The following is a 15,812-nucleotide window of genomic DNA, read 5'->3' as shown; positions in this document are numbered from 1 at the left end:
CCCACCGTAAGCCGTGCCTTGCAGGATCGCCGCCCCAGCCCCTATAGCAGCGCCACATTGCTGCCGGCCCGACCACGCCCGGCGCGCTCGCTCCCTGGATTAAGACGCTTGCTATGACGATCCCTTCCCGCCGCACGTTCGCGATCATCTCCCACCCGGACGCAGGCAAGACGACCCTCACGGAAAAGCTGCTGCTCGCCGGCGGCGCCATTCACCTCGCCGGCGAAGTGAAGGCGCGCGGGGCCAATCGTCGCGCGCGCTCGGACTGGATGAAGATCGAGCAGCAGCGCGGCATCTCGGTGACCAGCTCGGTCATGACCTTCGAGCGCACCCAGCCCGATGGCAGCGTGATCACTTTTAACCTGCTCGACACGCCGGGGCACGAGGACTTCTCGGAAGACACCTACCGCACCCTGACCGCCGTCGACAGCGCCGTGATGGTGATCGACGCCGCCAAGGGCATCGAGCCGCAGACGCGCAAGCTCTTCGAGGTGTGCCGCCTGCGCAACGTGCCCATCATCACCTTCGTCAACAAGGTGGACCGCGAGGGGCGCGACAGCTTCTCGCTGCTGGATGAAGTGGCCGACGCGCTCGCGCTGGATGTCTGCCCGATGAGCTGGCCCGTCGGCATGGGCGGCGAGTTTGAGGGCATCTACGATTTTGCCACCAATCGGCTCTACCAGCCGGTCGGCCCGAGCAAGGAATTTGACGGCAGCTTTACCCAGCTCACCGGCCTGGACGATGAGAAACTCGCGACCGTGCTCTCCGCCGCAGGTCTTGCGCGCCTGCGGGAAGAGGCCGAACTGGCGCAGGCTGGTTATGCCGCGTTCGACCTGACCGCCTATCGCCATGGCGACCTGACGCCGGTCTATTTCGGCTCCGCCCTCAAGCGCTTTGGCGTTGGCGAGTTGATCGACGCGCTGGCCGCCCATGCCCCGCCGCCGCGCACCCAGCCGGCCGAGCCCGCGCCGGTCGAGCCGGAACGCGGCGACGTGACCGGCTTCATCTTCAAGGTGCAGGCCAATATGGACCCGCAGCACCGCGACCGCATTGCCTTTATGCGCCTGTGCTCGGGCAAGTTCCGCCGCGGCATGAAGCTCACGCCCTCCGGCAGCGGGAAGCCCATCGCCGTCCACTCGCCGATCCTGTTCTTCGCGCAGGACCGCGAGATTGCCGACGAGGCTTTCCCCGGCGACATCATCGGCATCCCCAATCACGGCACGCTGCGGGTGGGCGACACGCTGAGCGAAAAGGCGGATGTGCGCTTTACCGGCCTGCCCAATTTCGCGCCGGAAATCCTGCGCCGCATCGCGCTCAAGGACCCGACCAAGACCAAGCAGTTGCGCAAGGCGCTGGACGATCTCTCCGAAGAGGGCGTGATCCAGGTTTTCTATCCCGAGATCGGGAGCCAGTGGATCATCGGCGTCGTCGGCCAGCTGCAGCTCGATGTGCTGATCAGCCGGCTGGAGGCGGAGTATAAGGTCGGCGCGGTGCTGGAGCCGGCGCCGTTCGACACGGCCCGCTGGCTGACCGGGGAGGCCAAGAAGCTGGAAGACTTCGCCAGTATCAACCGGACGAGCATGGCCAAGGATCGCGACGAGAACCCCGTCTTCCTCGCCAGATCGGCATGGGATGTGGGCTATCAGGCCGAGCGCAACCCGGACATCAGCTTCAGCGCCACACGCGAGCGCTGATCGGAGGGGTTAGCCCCGGCCTCCCTGCTCACTTACCCGACATCGCTCTTGATCAGCTTGAGTTCGGTCGGCTGGCCGCTATGCGTCATGCGCCCATCGATCTGGCCGCCGGTGGCGATGGTGATGCGCTCGTAGCTCACATCACCGGTGATCCGGGCGGTCGCCTCCACCACCAGCTCCTCTGCCGTGATCGATCCCTCGATCAGGCCGCCGATCCGGGCGCTCTTGGCCTTCACATGGCCAGCGATGCGGCTTTCGGCGCCCTGCACCAGCGCCGCGCAGGCAATGTCGCCCTCGATCGTTCCATCGATATGCAGATCCACGCTGGCTTCCAGATTGCCCGTGATCCTGACATCGCTGCCGAGGATCGAGAACGGCGTGTGCTTAGCCCCGGTTGCCACTGTCGGCGACGCGCCGCTTGGCCGTTTGCTGGACTTCGAGAACATCCCTGCGTGCCTCCAGAAAGGGACGCGGATTGACGGCCGCGCCATGGACATGGACTTCGAAATGCAAATGCGTGCCGGTCGAACGGCCCGTGGATCCCATGCGCGCGATCTGGGTGCCGCGTGCCACCTTCTGGCCCGGCTTGGCATTGAAGCCGGAGAGGTGCGCATAGAGCGTCGAGAGGCCCTTGCCATGGTCGACTTCCACGACATTGCCATAGCCATGCTTGGTGCCGACGAAGGTCACCGTGCCGGGCGCGGCGGCGAGGATGGGCTGACCCATGCGTCCCCGGAAATCGATGCCGCCATGGAACGCGAGGCTGCCGTTGAAGGGGTCACGCCGATAGCCATAGGAACTGGTGGTCATCGGCGCCGCCGTCGGCTTGCCGGAGGGGATCGCCGCCAGCGCGGCTTCCATGGTGTTGAGACGGGTCAGCAGCAGCGCGATATCTCGCAGCTCCGGCTGGTCGGCGACAATCGATGCGACGGGAATGAACGGACCGCCCTGCCCCCGCTCTCGCACCGCCATGCGGGCCGGATCGAGGCCGAAACTGCGGATCGCCTTTTCGACCGCCGCGAGGCGATGTTCGACCGCGCCAGCCAGGCGCGTCTCGAGCACTTCCTGATGACGCCGTAGCGCCTCCAGCCGCGAGGCCTCCGGGGACGCCGCGCTCAGCGGCTTGCTGACCTCCGGACCGTCAGCGGGCGCACCTGCGCCGCCCTCTTCGATCCCCGTGCCGAGGCTGGAGCGCAGCAGTTCATCGAGGGCCTTCTGCCGCTGCTCGATATCCTGAGCGATATCGTTCACCGACTCTCGATAGGCCTTCACCTTGGCCTGCTGGGAGAGAACCTCGGCCCGATCCCGCGCGACATGGCCGCGCTCGAGAAGCAGGCTGGCCTGATTCCACAGGATCGCGAATGTGCCGACGGCCCAGAGCAAAGCCAGCACTGCCAGCGCGCTGGCAGCGACGATCTGGAAGCGCGTGGAGATACGGATGAAGCGCACGCGTCCTCCGGTGCGGAGAAAAATCTCCCGCTCGGGCGCGAGAGACAGCAGACGTGCGATCACACCCCCGGAATTGGTTTTGTCAGCGGACAAGGATTGCTCTGTTCTATATCGTTTGAATTGCCACGGCGGCTACCAGAGCGCCCCTCCGCAAGCGAATCGCGGCGCCAAGCCCTGCGATGAGTCGAAAAGTGGACACGACGAGTCGATGAATGACAGTGGAACGGCGGCGCGTGTTCGGCGTTGGTTCGCGTCCGATTGCCACGAGACCGCCACCGGGCACTGCGTCGAGTCGCATCATTTTGCGATCTTCGTCACGCATGCCTACCAGAGCTTGTTGGCGCGATAAATTGCAGCCTTTCGAGAAACAGGCGACACCGGGCGTTGCCATGCACGAACAGCCTGTTTATAGGCCGCTCTCAGCCGGTACGGGACGCCACTTCCCCCGGTGAGCGCGGAGACGTGGGTGAGTGGCTGAAACCAGCGGTTTGCTAAACCGTCGTAGCCTTAAGGGGCTACCGAGGGTTCGAATCCCTCCGTCTCCGCCAGATCCTGAACCTCAGCGATCACTCTCAACCTAATGCGAACCCCCAGCACTCGAGAAAACTGCGGTTTTCGTGAAATCGCGTGTCCGCGCCCGTTCGTCAGAAATCGTGTACAACCCCAGCCGATTTTATGACCGATTTTATGGCTTGATCCATTGCGGTGCCCGGCATACCGCCATGGCTTATGCACACTCGAAACAAACTAAACGTCAAGCAGGTGGAGCGACTCACGAAGCCCGGAATCTATTCCGACGGCGGCGGTTTATACTTACGCGTCCGTAACTCGGGCACTCGATCTTGGCTCTATGTGTGCTGGCTGAATGGCCGGCGTCGAGAAATGGGCCTCGGCTCGGTGCACGATGTTACCTTAGCCAAAGCGAGAGAAAAGGCTGCGGCTGCTCGATCTCTGTATCTTGAGGGCATTGATCCTGTCGCTGAGCGCAAGGCGACCAAAGTCGAGAAGACGCCGACCGTTACCTTCGGCGCGTTTGCGATGGAGCTGCTCGATTCGATTGAAGATGGCTTCAAAAACCCGAAGCATCGCCAACAGTGGCGAAGCACGCTGACGACCTATGCAGCTCCGATGTTTGAGTTGCCCATTGCGGAGGTCAAAGCAGAGCATGTGCTTGAGGTATTAAAGCCGATCTGGTTGTCGAAAGCCGAAACAGCCTCCAGGCTTCGTGGCCGCATTGAACGCATTCTCGACGCCGCGAAAGCGCAGGGTCTTCGTGAAGGAGAGAATCCGGCTCGAGGGAAGGGGCATCTCGACCTGCTACTGCCTAAGCGGAGCAAGATGGAAGTTCGGCATCACGCAGCTCTGCCGTACAATGAAGTTACGGCATTTATGGCAGAGCTCGCAAGCCGCCCTGCTGTCGCAGCGCGCGCGCTTGAATTTACAATTCTGACTGCAGCACGCTCGGGTGAAACACGCGGGATGACATGGGGCGAGGTCGATTTGGAGAAAGCACTTTGGACGGTGCCGGCGGAACGAATGAAGGCTGGCGAGACGCACCAGGTGCCGCTCAGCGCCTCAGCCTTGGCGGTACTCAGAACCGTGAAGCCTGATAACGTCGGACTTGATAAGTTGGTGTTTCCAGCGCCGCGAGGCGGAACCATGTCGGACATGTCGATGGCGCAGTTGCTGAAACGAATGGATCGAACCGATATCACGGTTCATGGCTTTCGCTCAACCTTCCGAGATTGGGCTGGCGAGGCTACCAGTTTTGCACGCGAGGACATAGAAATGTCGTTAGCTCATACGATCCAAAATGCTGTGGAGCGAGCTTATCGAAGGCAAAGGGCTTTGGAGAAGCGTCGTGTTATTATGCAGGCTTGGGCCGATCATTGTCATGGCAAGCCGGTCGGGGCGTAACGCCCCGACCGATGTTGTCATTTTCTCGCAATAATGACAGGCGTCTTGTAATTAGGGATCTTGATCTCTGTGTATAAATCCGCCCACCAGGGGAGAACCTCGTCAGCGTGCGGCGAATTCTCGGAAACTCTCGCCTTGCTAAGGCTCAAGTCTTTCATCTGCTTGAGGGCGGTCCGTCGCAAATGGGCGCCTTCTCCTTTGCCAAACATCATCTGATCCCAGGTGTGTAGCGACCTTAGTTGCAACAACCGAAGGTAGTAGAGGTGCCGATCACCCTTCGGGGAATGGTGCGTATTCCCCTTTCGACCGTTCTTGCCCGGATAAAATGATGGGCACTCATGTGGCGCCTTCATCATATAGCCAAGGACACGAGCAAGATTAGCTGCGGTCGTCTCGCATCGCTTAACTCTAATGGGATCCGCGCCGGAAAAATTGGGCTCAAACTTGGCTTGACGCTTCTCAGCTACGATGTTCCCAAGGCTGAAGGGATCTTCACCTCCCCATATGATAGCGTGGACGTGGTAACTCAACACCCGGCCTCCAGTCGGGTGCTTGTGGGAGTTATATAAGGCGAATTCGATGCAGGCTAGATAGTTAGGCGCCATCTGTCGAAGCGTAGCATCAGCCCTTCGCTTTATCTCAACGAGGTTTATCCTCGGCTGCAGGTGCGAGGTCGTAAATCGGCCATCTATCAGCGTAACCAAACAAGCGGGTCCGCCGCTTATGAATTTCACTGCATCAGTGTGGAGCCGCGCGAAACCTACCTCCAGAAGCTGACCATTGATTTGATTCGTGTCGCCGCAGAACGGAAAATCTCTCATGATTTTTTTAAGATAGCAGATTCTTTCCCGTGGGATCCCAGCGCGCCCCTTAAGTGCGCGAAAACCTTTGATGCGGAGTTTTCTATTCTGGCTCTGCAAAAGCTTAGCCACCTGACCAACATCCTTGCATTTGTAGAATCCAGTCTTCTTACGTTTTGGCTGTCGATTCTTGTTATCTGCCTCTGTAAGACGGACGGGGGTCTCTACATTTACCGGCCCATCGGTGAATGTTGATTTTTTAGAACGAGCTCCCGATTGTCTCTTTGGCTTCGAGAGCTTGGTAATAAGAGGATGATTGTGGCTGCTCCTGTTGCGAGCGATGGCCCCCTTATCGATGCGGCGTGCGTATAGTTTTTTAAAGTTTTTCATTTTCAGTTTATCCAGTGTGAATAGGCAATACCTCTCTGCGACCATAGGAATGGGCCTATGGAGTAGGATATTACCTAGGTTGTGAGTGGGCTTACTGGGCTACTGCACACTACGAATGCGTCGTGTGTGCAGTTCGCCTAATCCTGGAACAATGCGTCTAGGATCTCTTATCGGCTCAGTGCTCCGTGCTGACACAAAGCAGCGTATTTGCGCTGTCCATAGTGATGAGTGTGCGTCGGTTAACCTTGCATACCTTCAGCCGCCCATCACGAATGAGCTCATATGTGAGGGTTTTTCCGATACCGGACATTTCGCAGAACTGTGCGACGGTGATCGTCTTTTTATGAATGTGCATAACAAAAGCTCCTTTCGTCCGCAGCGGGATGCTGCGAACGAGGAGTGAGATGTCGAATTTTGAAAAATGCTGTTGAGGTAAACCGGTACAAACCTACTTAAACATCTATCGATCCAGGTTTATCCACGAATTCGTGCCAGATGTATTTTCGTACCACTGGAAGGATCGTGTACTCCGCGAGCCCGTCATTAATCTCTAATAGGATAGCATCCCGCAACTTACCCGGCGTTCTGAAATTTTCGAGATTTAGCTTACCGTCTTCGGAAAGCCGGAGAACTGTTTGCCAAAATTGATGCCATTGCTCGATTTTAGGTGGACGCCCGCCTTTTCCTTTGTGTTTAGAAACCTTCGTCAGGGGGGAGACAGCAATCTCCGTCACGTCGCCTCGACTTTCGAGCCAACCTTCGATGCTCTTTCGATTGAATATCAACCCATCAAGATACCGGCGTGTGAGATTACCAGATTTGCCTGACGCTCTCGTGGCGACTATCCGTCCTACTTCCCACTGAATGTCGACGATTTCCCAGCCCTCCCCGATGGCAAAAAAGTCATGCGGCACAATGGCGTCAAATAAAGCAAACTCTGAGTTTGCCTGATCAGCATGAGCAATAAGCTGGGTATTGCGCGCTTCATCAATGTGGAAGTTAGGGGGTGTCTCGCTGTCGGCTTCTTGAATAATGAAGCGAGCCGCTGCCTGCAGCCTGCCGTTTAAAAGTGCATCCCGTAACTGCGCTTCGGCAATTTGGGCATCGGACTGAGCTGTCGCGGTGTGGTTTGAGGCTCGAACTCTGCTGAGGGCCTCCCATGCAGAAACCCAATCGCTCACCTCTTCTGTCATCTCTAACCTTTCCCCCTCGCACTAAACTCCGAGCCAACCGCCTGTGCAGACATGAAACTACGTGGCTTGGCGATCTGCCTTTGACCGATGGCCGCTGATTGTTCCATGGCAATCTTCGCATGATTAATACGAGCCATGTTTCTGAGTGATGGTGTGAGGACTAAAAATGAGCGACGTTAAGCAGGGCGAAGGACGATCTTGGAGAGTAGTTCGAGCGGTCTTTTCATGCCCTGGTTCAGGCATCGACGACATCGTTGCGGACTTGATCCTGGATCATAACCGACACTGGGTAGAAAAGCCTTCAGCCTGTGGGTGGTGGGGCAAGGAGGCATCAGACGATGTCTGGCCGTTCATTCTCAAAAAGGGTGGGATTCTTGATTTTGGCGCCAATCCAGAATGCCCATCGTCGAGTGATGAGCGGTTTGCATCGTTTGCAATTAACGGAAAGCCTTTGCGCCTAGGCGAGAGCTATCACTTTGCCTATTGTGATATAGCGGCAAACTTTAAGCTGGTCAGCGACCTTGAGCTGGCGTCCTTCGAATTTGCAGACCCATCATAAAGCTCGGCAATTTTCTGGCGGATCATCCATCGCGCTTTACTCGCCATCACAAATGGCATGAGTAAAGCGCGATGGATCCGATGATGAGGATGCCGTCATGCCAGCTGATCTTGGTGTCAGCGTCTTCTTCCGACCTCACCGCTTGGGTGTCCATGTCGGTGATCGATATCTGACTCATCATTAGACGATCACCCTGGAGTCTCCATCGGCCGCGGGAGATCTCGCCGTCAGCCACGGCCGTTATCTCAAATGTGCCGTCCGGTTCGAACGACCAAATGTTGCCATTGCATTGAGCATTCCCGTCGGCCGTTTCACTATAATAGCGCTCGACGAGGTACTTCCTGAAATCCGGCGGCAAAGTGCCTCGCCGCGATAAATCCTGCGCCTCGGTCGCATCTGCATCCGGTGTAACGGCTGACGGCTCTACCAAGCCATTGTCGGCATCTTCTGCAATTGCGTCATTGGTCGAGTCGGCCGGGGCTGGCTGCACTGACGAGGGCGCCGTGAAACCGAGATAGATGAACCCTGCGATGAGCAATGCCATCCCTATGAAGGCAAGGCCCCAGCCGACATGAGCGTTGCTGCGCCTCATGTGTGGGGGCCGCCTTTATCTTGCGTCTGTTCGAGCGCATTCGCGATGCGGTCGATCCCTTCGGCGATCTCGCGATGACGATCGTGTAGCGAAATCAGGATCGCGATGCCGCCCAAGCTTAGCACCAGCATCATGAGCATGGCAGCAGCACCTGCAAGGGCATAGGGCGTCACCGTCTCCATTCCTGTGCCGCTATTGCCGAGCACAAGCATGAGCCCCAATGCCACAGCGACAAGTATGACGAAGCAGAATGCGAAAATGAGATACTTATAAAGCGATACGATGAATGGCATGAGCCGTGCCTCCCCCTGACGATCCGCTAGCGACCGGTTTTGCAGCGCGTGACGCCATGCTCCTCACGGCACATCGTTTCGCCTTTGCGAGGACCAAGGTTCCAAGCATCTTCGGCCGCCCGTTCTTTCGGCGTTAGCGCAGCCCGTCGTGCACGCTCGGCATCAACGATATCGCCAGCACCTTGCCTGCGCATTTCAGCTTCCAACTCATTATTGTACTGACCAAAGGTCTCGGCCAGCGCGCTGACAACATTGCGAGGGCGGGATTGTGGTTGAATGGGGGTTGGCGCAACAGGGGCGGTTCTTTCCGCTTGTCGGCCAGCTACAGCTTTGTCATCGCGCAATTTATTGAGGATGCGGGACAAAAGAATGTTCGAAAGTGTGATGCGCTCTCCCATCCACACAGCATCCGCGGCTGTATTGATCGATTGAGGGAGATTGAGAATCTCGACGTTTGGAATGCCGCCGCGTGCCGCCAGCGTCACCCTATAGACGACGCTGTTGATCCTAAATTGATCATCTAACTCAGGGTCCGTCGCGGTCGGCGTTGTGGAATATCGGAAATCCGCCTGGCAAATGGACGTTGGTTGGGCTGCTTGTGTGTAGGCCAGAGCCTTTGTGTTGAGCATTGACCAAATGGCGGGGCGACCAAGGCTACGTTCCATCCAGTTGACCAGCAACACCTGTCGGCCGGACCAGTCCCCTACTGTTTTTCGGAATACATCCATTACTTCGCGACGATCGCACATTGATGCTGGATCAAGTGGCTGTCCATGCGCTGGCGACACTGTGCCAGCCGCAACAATGCCGAGGGTCAGTCCTCGCACCAACCCTTGCCACGATCCTTTCTGAAATAGTCCCGTCATCTCGCCTCCCTGTTGAAAAGAGGCGCCGGGCAAAGCCGGGTGTTCAGAACCCTGCACGAACACAAGGCGCCGCCACCTTTAGGCGGACCTTGGACATGCGTGACGGCCACCCGGCCGAAAGCAACTTTCGACCGGCGTTCGTGCTTCGAGGTTCTGACGCCTCACCTTCGGGACTGACCGAAGGCCGCTCAACTATGCCGAATGCGGCAGCGAGATCAAGGGTGGTAGCTTCGGCGACCTAATCGATGCGCGTCGATTGCACCGCCTTTGTTTGTCCAATGCCAATTTTTAGCGCGGCACTCGCTGGCCTTCCGTCGCCTGTCCGCGTTCACATGAAAGGACTTGTTATGACCGATAATCCTCACAACCGGCGCAGCGCAAACCGGCCATTGCGCTACGCGAACGTGAAAGCGCCAAGCCATATCGAAAAGGGACGGGATGGCCGTGCTGTTGTCATTGGCCCAAATGCACATGGCGATATCGGACCCGATGGACGCGAAGTTCCCATACCAGCCGGATGGACAGGCCGTCGTGGTAAGGACGGACGACTTGTTGCTGTACCGCCAAATGCCCGCACCGCTATGGGACGTGACGGTCGGCTAGTTGTTATCCCCAAAGGACATCGCGCAGTTGAAGGTAAAGATGGGCGCATGATTGCTGTACCGACGCCATAAAGAAGGCATTCTTAAAATGCAAAAGCCGGCAACCGCAATCGTTCACAAAATAGCCGAAATGCTTTTTGTTGACATATTGGTCAAAATATCATAACAATAAGTGGCGTTCATGATTTAGTATGAAAGAAAATGGTGAGGTCTTTATTTGTTTACTTCTTGCAACAAATTTGTTTGACCGATCATCACCTCAATACTCTCCATTTCAATGGACTGCCCCCTCAAGCAATGAACGTCATTACCGCGGCTGAGCGCTACGTATTGAGGTCGGCTCGGTGACCGCAGGGGGCAAAGCCATCAGCCCCCATTCACCATCAGCACCCACACCTACCAACACCGTTCAGTTGACTGCCGCCGATCGCTTGAAGCCGCTTCGGCAAGGTGAGCTCGATTGTTTTTGCGGCATCTACGCAGCGATCAACGCCGTGCGACTGAGCGCGGCTAGCCATGGTATCGCTCTGTCGCGGCTAAACTATGGCGCGCTATTTCATGAGGCGGTGGCGTTCGTTTCCCAAAGAGATCCGGTCGAAGCACTAACTTGGGGCCTCTCATTACGTCGCCGACTGGCCGTTACGAAGCTCATCGCCCGTACTGCCAGTCTTCCAAATCACAGCTTTGCTATCGAGCGACCTGACTATCGCAAATGGTCGGGGATCGATGATGCCTTCGAATGGATCAAGGTCAGCTTGGCCAGCGGCAAGCCTGTCCTCCTCTACCTTGCTGAAGAACCCGACCATTATACGGTGGTTTCCGGGATTACGCCCACCGCGCTCCAGCTATTCGACTCTATTGGCATGAAGCTGATCAGGCGCAGAAACTGCGGCCTGGCCGACGCCCCGCGCATTCTGTGGCCGCCTGGGATGATGAGGCTCGCCATCACGCCAGCCGACTAACGCTTCAATTTCAACTCAGCAGCAAAGGAACGACGACATGGATTGTCGCGAAGGGGTGAACCGTGCTTCGAAAGTCGAGTGCATTCGCGAGCTTAATGATCGGTTACGAACCACGGGCGAGGGTGGACGTACATTACTTACGCGAGCGTTCGCCGCCCTACCAAAGGATCAAATGTTGCAGATTCTCTGCCGCATTCGTCAGTTTAATGGTTTTGGCGTGGGCAATGATCCTTGGGGCGAGCATGACTTTGGGCAGGTTGAGCATGATGGTGCGTGGTACTTCTGGAAGATCGACACCTATGACGTGCACTTGGAGTTCGGCTCGCCTGACCCTTCAGACGAGACGGTCACCTGCCGTATCCTCACGGTCATGACGGATCAGGACGTGTAAGGTCGATCATAGTCACGGTTTGGTGCTACAGAGGCAGCCGCCACCGCGGCGCTCGCTAGGGATAGCGCAAACTCATCGGGCGATCCGCATATACGATCGCGGCGCGTCGCCATTGCAACTGGATGATCGGAATCTGCCCTTCGTTCACGCGCGCTTCTGAACGTCGGCTAAGTTGGACAGTCCTGACTGTCCGCTGTTAACTGCTGATCGAAGCAAAGCGGACGTACAATCGCAACAAATGCACTGACCGCCTTCGACCAGACCCAGCCGTTTAGCTTGGCCACGGCGAACGTCTGCTCCTGATAGAAGCTGCCGCATTGACGCCTCGAAGTGGACTGACTTCCACGCGCCCCAAATGCGGCCATTCAAAGGCCCAACTTTTATGCCCGCAAGCCGCCATTCCTCAAGTCCTGGACAGGTCAGAACGGCTTGGCGTTAAGATAGCCAACTCCCAGAATGACTGCTAAATAATAATGACCGTAGGGCCTGAGGTACAAGGAAGTAGGAGTGGTCAACACGAATGCGCTAGCTCCGCTTTCGCTAACAGACTTCGAGCAGGCGATCGCCTCTAAGCCCAACACTCTTGCGGTCCACCTTGACCTGGTTGAGCGCGATATTGAAGTTGAGGGCTGTAAGGTCCGCATTCACTGCCACTGCTTGAAAGTGGACGCAAATGGACGAGTGAGCCCAGTTCGGCTCGCCGAATTTATGCGCTCAGCGGTGATCGACTATGCGATCCCGCACGAGGCGCGCCAACGCGCGAAGGAGCGAGATAATCGGGAAGGCGGTTCCGCCGCCACGATCGAACTCTACCATCGCGCGTTGGCTACGTTTACCGATCTGAAAACGTCCGGCGAAGGTGGGGAGCTGCTCCTCTACCTACTCGCCGAACGTTTCCTTAATTTGCCGCAGATTCTCTGCAAGATGTCGCTTAAGACAAGTGCGCAGGTGCACTACCACGGCTCAGATGGCGTATACGCGGACGTGGACGAAGACGGGGTGCTGAACCTTTACTGGGGGGAGTCCAAGATCCACTCCGACCCAGCCAGGGCAATTCGAGAATGCCTTAGCTCGTTGAAGCCGTTTCTCGACGAGGAGGAGGGGGAGGCGGCCAAACGCGAACGGGACCTCGTGTTGTTGAGCGAGCGGGCCGACCTCGGGAATCCGGACCTCAATGCCTCGCTGCGCCGGTTCTTCGACCAAAGCGATCCGCTCGTGAAAAGGAAGCGATATCGTGCGGTCGCGCTGGTTGGCTTTGATAGCGGAGCCTATCCGGCCGCTGGCGGAAAATGTGGCGCGAACGACGTTATCGACGCCTCAAGGGAAGCGCTCAAGAAGTGGGCTGAGAACGTAGGGAATCGACTGATCCTCGAGGAACTCACCGACTGCCAGATCGAGTTTCTCTGCCTGCCGCTTCCTGACGCCGAGGCCTTTCGCTTGGCTGTGCTCGACTCCCTGGGATTGGCGAAGTGACCGGGGATGAGCTCATTGAGTGGCTACTCGCCGAGGGTGTGGCGAGCGACCTCGCACTATTGTCTAGGATAAACGCGCTACAGGAACTTGAGAACGTCCAGCCGGTGGGAGCCGTCGCAGAGGCTCTGGGCGCCATCGACTGGAATCGACTTCTCCTCGCCGGCAGCATACTTGCGCGCTCCGAAGCTCGGCCGCCGCGTGAAGCGGCGCTCCTGATCGCGACTTCATCGATCACGTTGGCGCAACGCGGCCCGACGCGAGATGCTGCGGCGCTGCTGTTCGAGCAGCTTTCCAACAAGCTGGCGGTCGGGCTTGCGCAGAGGAGAGGTGAGGTCGGAGTGGATCTCGATGCCCGTCTGGGCGTCGGCGCTCGGCTGGAGCTGACGCGAAACCGTCTAATGAACTCGGTGGTGCTTGAGGCCGATGGCGGACTCTTGGAGGTCAACCTCTTCCAGCGGTCTTTTTGGAGAGGTTCGCAGGACGAACACGGTTGGATGTCCGCGTCGGCGCCAACCGCGTGCGGGAAGACGTATCTGGTGCAGCAATGGCTACTAGACCAAATGCGGGCGAAACGCGCCCGGATGGTCGTATACCTCGCGCCGACCCGCGCGCTCGTCAGCGAGACTGAGACGAACCTGAGGAACTTGCTAGCAAGCGCAAGCTTCGGCGCCGGTCAGATTCGAGTTAGCTCGCTCCCACTGACGGACGAATACTTGGCGATGCGAAACGGCGGACCTCCGCTGGTCGCGGTCTTCACGCAAGAGCGACTGCACCTTTTTGCCAATGCGCTATCGGATGAGATGGAGATCGACCTGCTGATCGTTGACGAGGCTCACAAGATTGGCGACACCAAGCGCGGTGTGATCCTGCAGGATGCGATCGAGCGCGTGACGCGGGCAAGTCCCAATGTTAGGGCAGTGTTCATCAGCCCGGCGACACAGAACCCCCACACACTGCTGGATGACGCGCCGGCCTCAGCGGATCGCCGAGTGGTCGATAGCGATGCGCCGACGGTTCTCCAAAACGTGCTCTTCGCGCAGCAGGTCAAGCGACAGACCACGAAGTACGATCTCGCTATCCGACGCGGCGACGAGCCTGAGAGCGTCGGAATCCTGAGCTTGACCGACCGTCCGATCGGGCTCCGAAAGAGGATAGCCTTCATCGCTGAGGCCCTGACGGGTCACCGGTCGGGCACCTTGATATACGCCAACGGTCCCGACGAGGCAGAGAAGATTGCGTTTCTGCTGAACCAGGGAACGGTTCGTGAAGCCATCGATCCAGAACTCGCGGCCCTTGCGGATCTCTCGCGGAAGGGGGTGCATCCGGGTTACCTCCTGGCGCCCCTCGTCGAGCGGGGTGTCGCGTTCCACTACGGCAATATGCCGTCGCTGTTGCGATCGGAGATCGAGCGGCTCTTCAAGTCTGGCAAGATACGCTTCCTCGTGTGCACGTCGACCCTCATCGAGGGCGTCAACCTCTCGTGTCGGATGATCGTGCTCCGCGGTCCAAGAAAGGGAAGCGGCAAGCACATGCTGGCGCACGACTTCTGGAACTTGGCCGGTCGGGCGGGTCGATGGGGTGACGAGTTCCAAGGCAAGATCATCTGTATCGACCCTCACGACGAAGAAGCGTGGCCACACGGTGTGCCCAAGCGCGCGCGTTACGAGATTAAGCGTGAAACGGACCTCGTTATGGAGAAGCCCGAGGAGCTGCTCGGCTTCCTTAATGAACGCGCGGGCATGTCGATGGACGAAGTCGGCCGCGGCTCCAAGCTCGAACAGGTCTCGTCCTATTTGATCTCGGCGTTCCTGCGCGCTGGCTCCGTTGCCGATGCCGCATTCGCGAAGCGGCACGATCCGAGCTTCGTCGCGGATTTGGACAAGGCGCTCGCCGATCTATGCAAGGCTAATCGCCTGCCTTCAACGCTGAGCGCGCGGCATCCTGGCGTGAGCGCTATCGCGATGCAGTCCCTCCTTGAGTTCTTCGAGCGGCATCCGGGCGAAGCCGAGGATCTCGTCCCGGCGGCCGCCGAGGACGACGAGGCGGTAGCTTCCATGATGTTCGTGATGCAGACGATCAACAACCACCTCTACCCAGCCTTTAAGCCGGATGAACTGATCTACGGTCATGCAGTAACCGTTCAGCGATGGCTCCGAGGTTGGTCACTCGCCCGTATGATTAAGATGCGAATAGAGAATCTTCGACGGAGCGGGAAGGCCGTCAACATCCCGAAGATCTGCCGGCAAACAATGGAGATGGTCGAGCAGACCGCGCGGTTCGCCGCACCAAAGTACATCGCTGCCTACGTGGACGTTCTGAGGGTGCATCTGGAGAACATCGGGCGTACCGATCTTCTTCACGACCGCTTCGACATAGGTCTGGCACTCGAGTTTGGCATCTCCACGCAGACGCTTCTCTCACTGATGGAACTGGGTCTCTCCAGGATGAGCGCCGTCGCGCTGTACGAGGTGATGGCGATGGATGACCTCGACCAAGACGCATGCCGCAATTGGATGCGTACCAACGGCGACGCGTTGGAAAGCGCGGGAATACCCATTATCATAGTGCGAGAGTTGCGCGAGAAGCTACTAGGCGAGCCACCGCCATTGCCGGCTGCGGGGGCAGACTGAC

Annotated in this window: 15 protein-coding genes and 1 tRNA gene; 8 read left to right on the top strand and 8 right to left on the bottom strand. The window is 58.1% G+C overall.

What is annotated here, in order from left to right; all coding sequences use genetic code 11:
- Window positions 1-113 precede the first annotated feature (113 nt).
- Window positions 114-1,694, top strand: a complete 1,581-nt coding sequence (locus M2342_RS03170) for a peptide chain release factor 3 (RefSeq protein ID WP_264571389.1) — start codon at window positions 114-116, stop codon at window positions 1,692-1,694.
- 32 nt (window positions 1,695-1,726) lie between these two features.
- Here the strand turns inward: M2342_RS03170 and M2342_RS03165 are convergent, their stop codons facing one another.
- Complete coding sequence (locus M2342_RS03165) at window positions 1,727-2,140, bottom strand: bactofilin family protein (protein WP_264571390.1); 414 nt, start codon at window positions 2,138-2,140, stop codon at window positions 1,727-1,729.
- Window positions 2,079-3,236 carry a M23 family metallopeptidase gene (locus tag M2342_RS03160; RefSeq protein WP_264571391.1) on the bottom strand — a complete coding sequence of 386 codons (1,158 nt, stop codon included), beginning with the start codon at window positions 3,234-3,236 and terminating at the stop codon, window positions 2,079-2,081. The genes M2342_RS03165 and M2342_RS03160 overlap by 62 nt, the downstream gene beginning before the upstream one ends.
- A 363-nt stretch (window positions 3,237-3,599) precedes the next feature.
- Here M2342_RS03160 and M2342_RS03155 point away from each other — a divergent pair.
- Both M2342_RS03155 and M2342_RS03150 read left to right on the top strand, forming a co-directional pair.
- Window positions 3,600-3,691: transfer RNA gene (locus M2342_RS03155), tRNA-Ser, on the top strand.
- A gap of 181 nt (window positions 3,692-3,872) precedes the next feature.
- On the top strand, window positions 3,873-5,060 hold the full coding sequence (locus M2342_RS03150) for a tyrosine-type recombinase/integrase (RefSeq protein ID WP_264579974.1): 1,188 nt from the start codon (window positions 3,873-3,875) through the stop codon (window positions 5,058-5,060).
- A 17-nt stretch (window positions 5,061-5,077) separates the two neighbouring features.
- Here M2342_RS03150 and M2342_RS03145 read toward each other — a convergent pair whose 3' ends face one another.
- The 3 genes from M2342_RS03145 to M2342_RS03140 all read right to left on the bottom strand — a co-directional run bounded on the left by M2342_RS03145 (window position 5,078) and on the right by M2342_RS03140 (window position 7,443).
- Complete coding sequence (locus tag M2342_RS03145; RefSeq protein WP_264578006.1) at window positions 5,078-6,250, bottom strand: hypothetical protein; 1,173 nt, start codon at window positions 6,248-6,250, stop codon at window positions 5,078-5,080.
- Window positions 6,251-6,425: 175 nt separating this feature from the next.
- Window positions 6,426-6,605, bottom strand: coding sequence for a helix-turn-helix domain-containing protein (locus M2342_RS17075; protein ID WP_413715108.1), 180 nt, complete (start codon window positions 6,603-6,605; stop codon window positions 6,426-6,428).
- A gap of 97 nt (window positions 6,606-6,702) precedes the next feature.
- Window positions 6,703-7,443: a hypothetical protein gene (locus M2342_RS03140; RefSeq protein ID WP_264578005.1), complete on the bottom strand. Its 741-nt coding sequence runs from the start codon at window positions 7,441-7,443 to the stop codon at window positions 6,703-6,705.
- Between the two features lie 166 nt (window positions 7,444-7,609).
- On the opposite strand from M2342_RS03140, the gene M2342_RS03135 reads away from it, so the two are divergent.
- A complete protein-coding gene (locus M2342_RS03135; RefSeq protein ID WP_264578004.1) occupies window positions 7,610-8,002 on the top strand; it encodes a hypothetical protein in 393 nt (130 codons plus the stop codon).
- A gap of 46 nt (window positions 8,003-8,048) precedes the next feature.
- Here the strand turns inward: M2342_RS03135 and M2342_RS03130 are convergent, their stop codons facing one another.
- From M2342_RS03130 to M2342_RS03120, 3 genes are read right to left on the bottom strand one after another with little or no spacing between them, the layout of a single operon-like run.
- A complete protein-coding gene (locus M2342_RS03130) occupies window positions 8,049-8,594 on the bottom strand; it encodes a hypothetical protein (RefSeq protein ID WP_264578003.1) in 546 nt (181 codons plus the stop codon).
- A complete protein-coding gene (locus tag M2342_RS03125) occupies window positions 8,591-8,887 on the bottom strand; it encodes a hypothetical protein (protein WP_264578002.1) in 297 nt (98 codons plus the stop codon). The genes M2342_RS03130 and M2342_RS03125 overlap by 4 nt, the downstream gene beginning before the upstream one ends.
- Window positions 8,888-8,913: 26 nt before the next feature.
- Window positions 8,914-9,816 (bottom strand): hypothetical protein, encoded by a 903-nt coding sequence (locus M2342_RS03120; protein ID WP_264578001.1) that lies wholly within the window; start codon window positions 9,814-9,816, stop codon window positions 8,914-8,916.
- Window positions 9,817-10,768: 952 nt separating this feature from the next.
- Between M2342_RS03120 and M2342_RS03115 the strand changes: the two genes are divergently transcribed.
- The 4 genes from M2342_RS03115 to M2342_RS03100 all read left to right on the top strand — a co-directional run bounded on the left by M2342_RS03115 (window position 10,769) and on the right by M2342_RS03100 (window position 15,811).
- Complete coding sequence (locus tag M2342_RS03115) at window positions 10,769-11,317, top strand: hypothetical protein (protein ID WP_264578000.1); 549 nt, start codon at window positions 10,769-10,771, stop codon at window positions 11,315-11,317.
- Between the two features lie 37 nt (window positions 11,318-11,354).
- The gene (locus M2342_RS03110; RefSeq protein ID WP_264577999.1) at window positions 11,355-11,708 is read left to right on the top strand and encodes a DUF3768 domain-containing protein; all 354 of its coding nucleotides are present in this window, start codon (window positions 11,355-11,357) and stop codon (window positions 11,706-11,708) included.
- Window positions 11,709-12,215: 507 nt separating this feature from the next.
- A complete protein-coding gene (locus tag M2342_RS03105; protein WP_264577998.1) occupies window positions 12,216-13,181 on the top strand; it encodes a DUF1837 domain-containing protein in 966 nt (321 codons plus the stop codon).
- Window positions 13,178-15,811 carry a DEAD/DEAH box helicase gene (locus M2342_RS03100; protein WP_264577997.1) on the top strand — a complete coding sequence of 878 codons (2,634 nt, stop codon included), beginning with the start codon at window positions 13,178-13,180 and terminating at the stop codon, window positions 15,809-15,811. Before M2342_RS03105 ends, M2342_RS03100 begins: the two co-directional genes overlap by 4 nt.
- The last annotated feature ends 1 nt before the right edge of the window (window position 15,812 follow it).

Source organism: Sphingobium sp. B8D3A (genome assembly GCF_025961995.1).
GTDB lineage: Bacteria > Pseudomonadota > Alphaproteobacteria > Sphingomonadales > Sphingomonadaceae > Sphingobium.
Note: the sequence above shows the minus strand (reverse complement) of the source record. Positions and strands in the feature narration are given on the sequence as shown.

Bases quoted from the DNA above. Each gene is read 5' to 3' on its own strand.
- M2342_RS03170 (WP_264571389.1), top strand. From the start codon at position 114: ATGACGATCCCTTCCCGCCGCACGTTCGCGATCATCTCCCACCCGGAC.
- M2342_RS03165 (WP_264571390.1), bottom strand. From the start codon at position 2,140: ATGTTCTCGAAGTCCAGCAAACGGCCAAGCGGCGCGTCGCCGACAGTG.
- M2342_RS03150 (WP_264579974.1), top strand. From the start codon at position 3,873: ATGCACACTCGAAACAAACTAAACGTCAAGCAGGTGGAGCGACTCACG.
- M2342_RS03145 (WP_264578006.1), bottom strand. From the start codon at position 6,250: ATGAAAAACTTTAAAAAACTATACGCACGCCGCATCGATAAGGGGGCC.
- M2342_RS17075 (WP_413715108.1), bottom strand. From the start codon at position 6,605: ATGCACATTCATAAAAAGACGATCACCGTCGCACAGTTCTGCGAAATG.
- M2342_RS03140 (WP_264578005.1), bottom strand. From the start codon at position 7,443: ATGACAGAAGAGGTGAGCGATTGGGTTTCTGCATGGGAGGCCCTCAGC.
- M2342_RS03135 (WP_264578004.1), top strand. From the start codon at position 7,610: ATGAGCGACGTTAAGCAGGGCGAAGGACGATCTTGGAGAGTAGTTCGA.
- M2342_RS03130 (WP_264578003.1), bottom strand. From the start codon at position 8,594: ATGAGGCGCAGCAACGCTCATGTCGGCTGGGGCCTTGCCTTCATAGGG.
- M2342_RS03125 (WP_264578002.1), bottom strand. From the start codon at position 8,887: ATGCCATTCATCGTATCGCTTTATAAGTATCTCATTTTCGCATTCTGC.
- M2342_RS03110 (WP_264577999.1), top strand. From the start codon at position 11,355: ATGGATTGTCGCGAAGGGGTGAACCGTGCTTCGAAAGTCGAGTGCATT.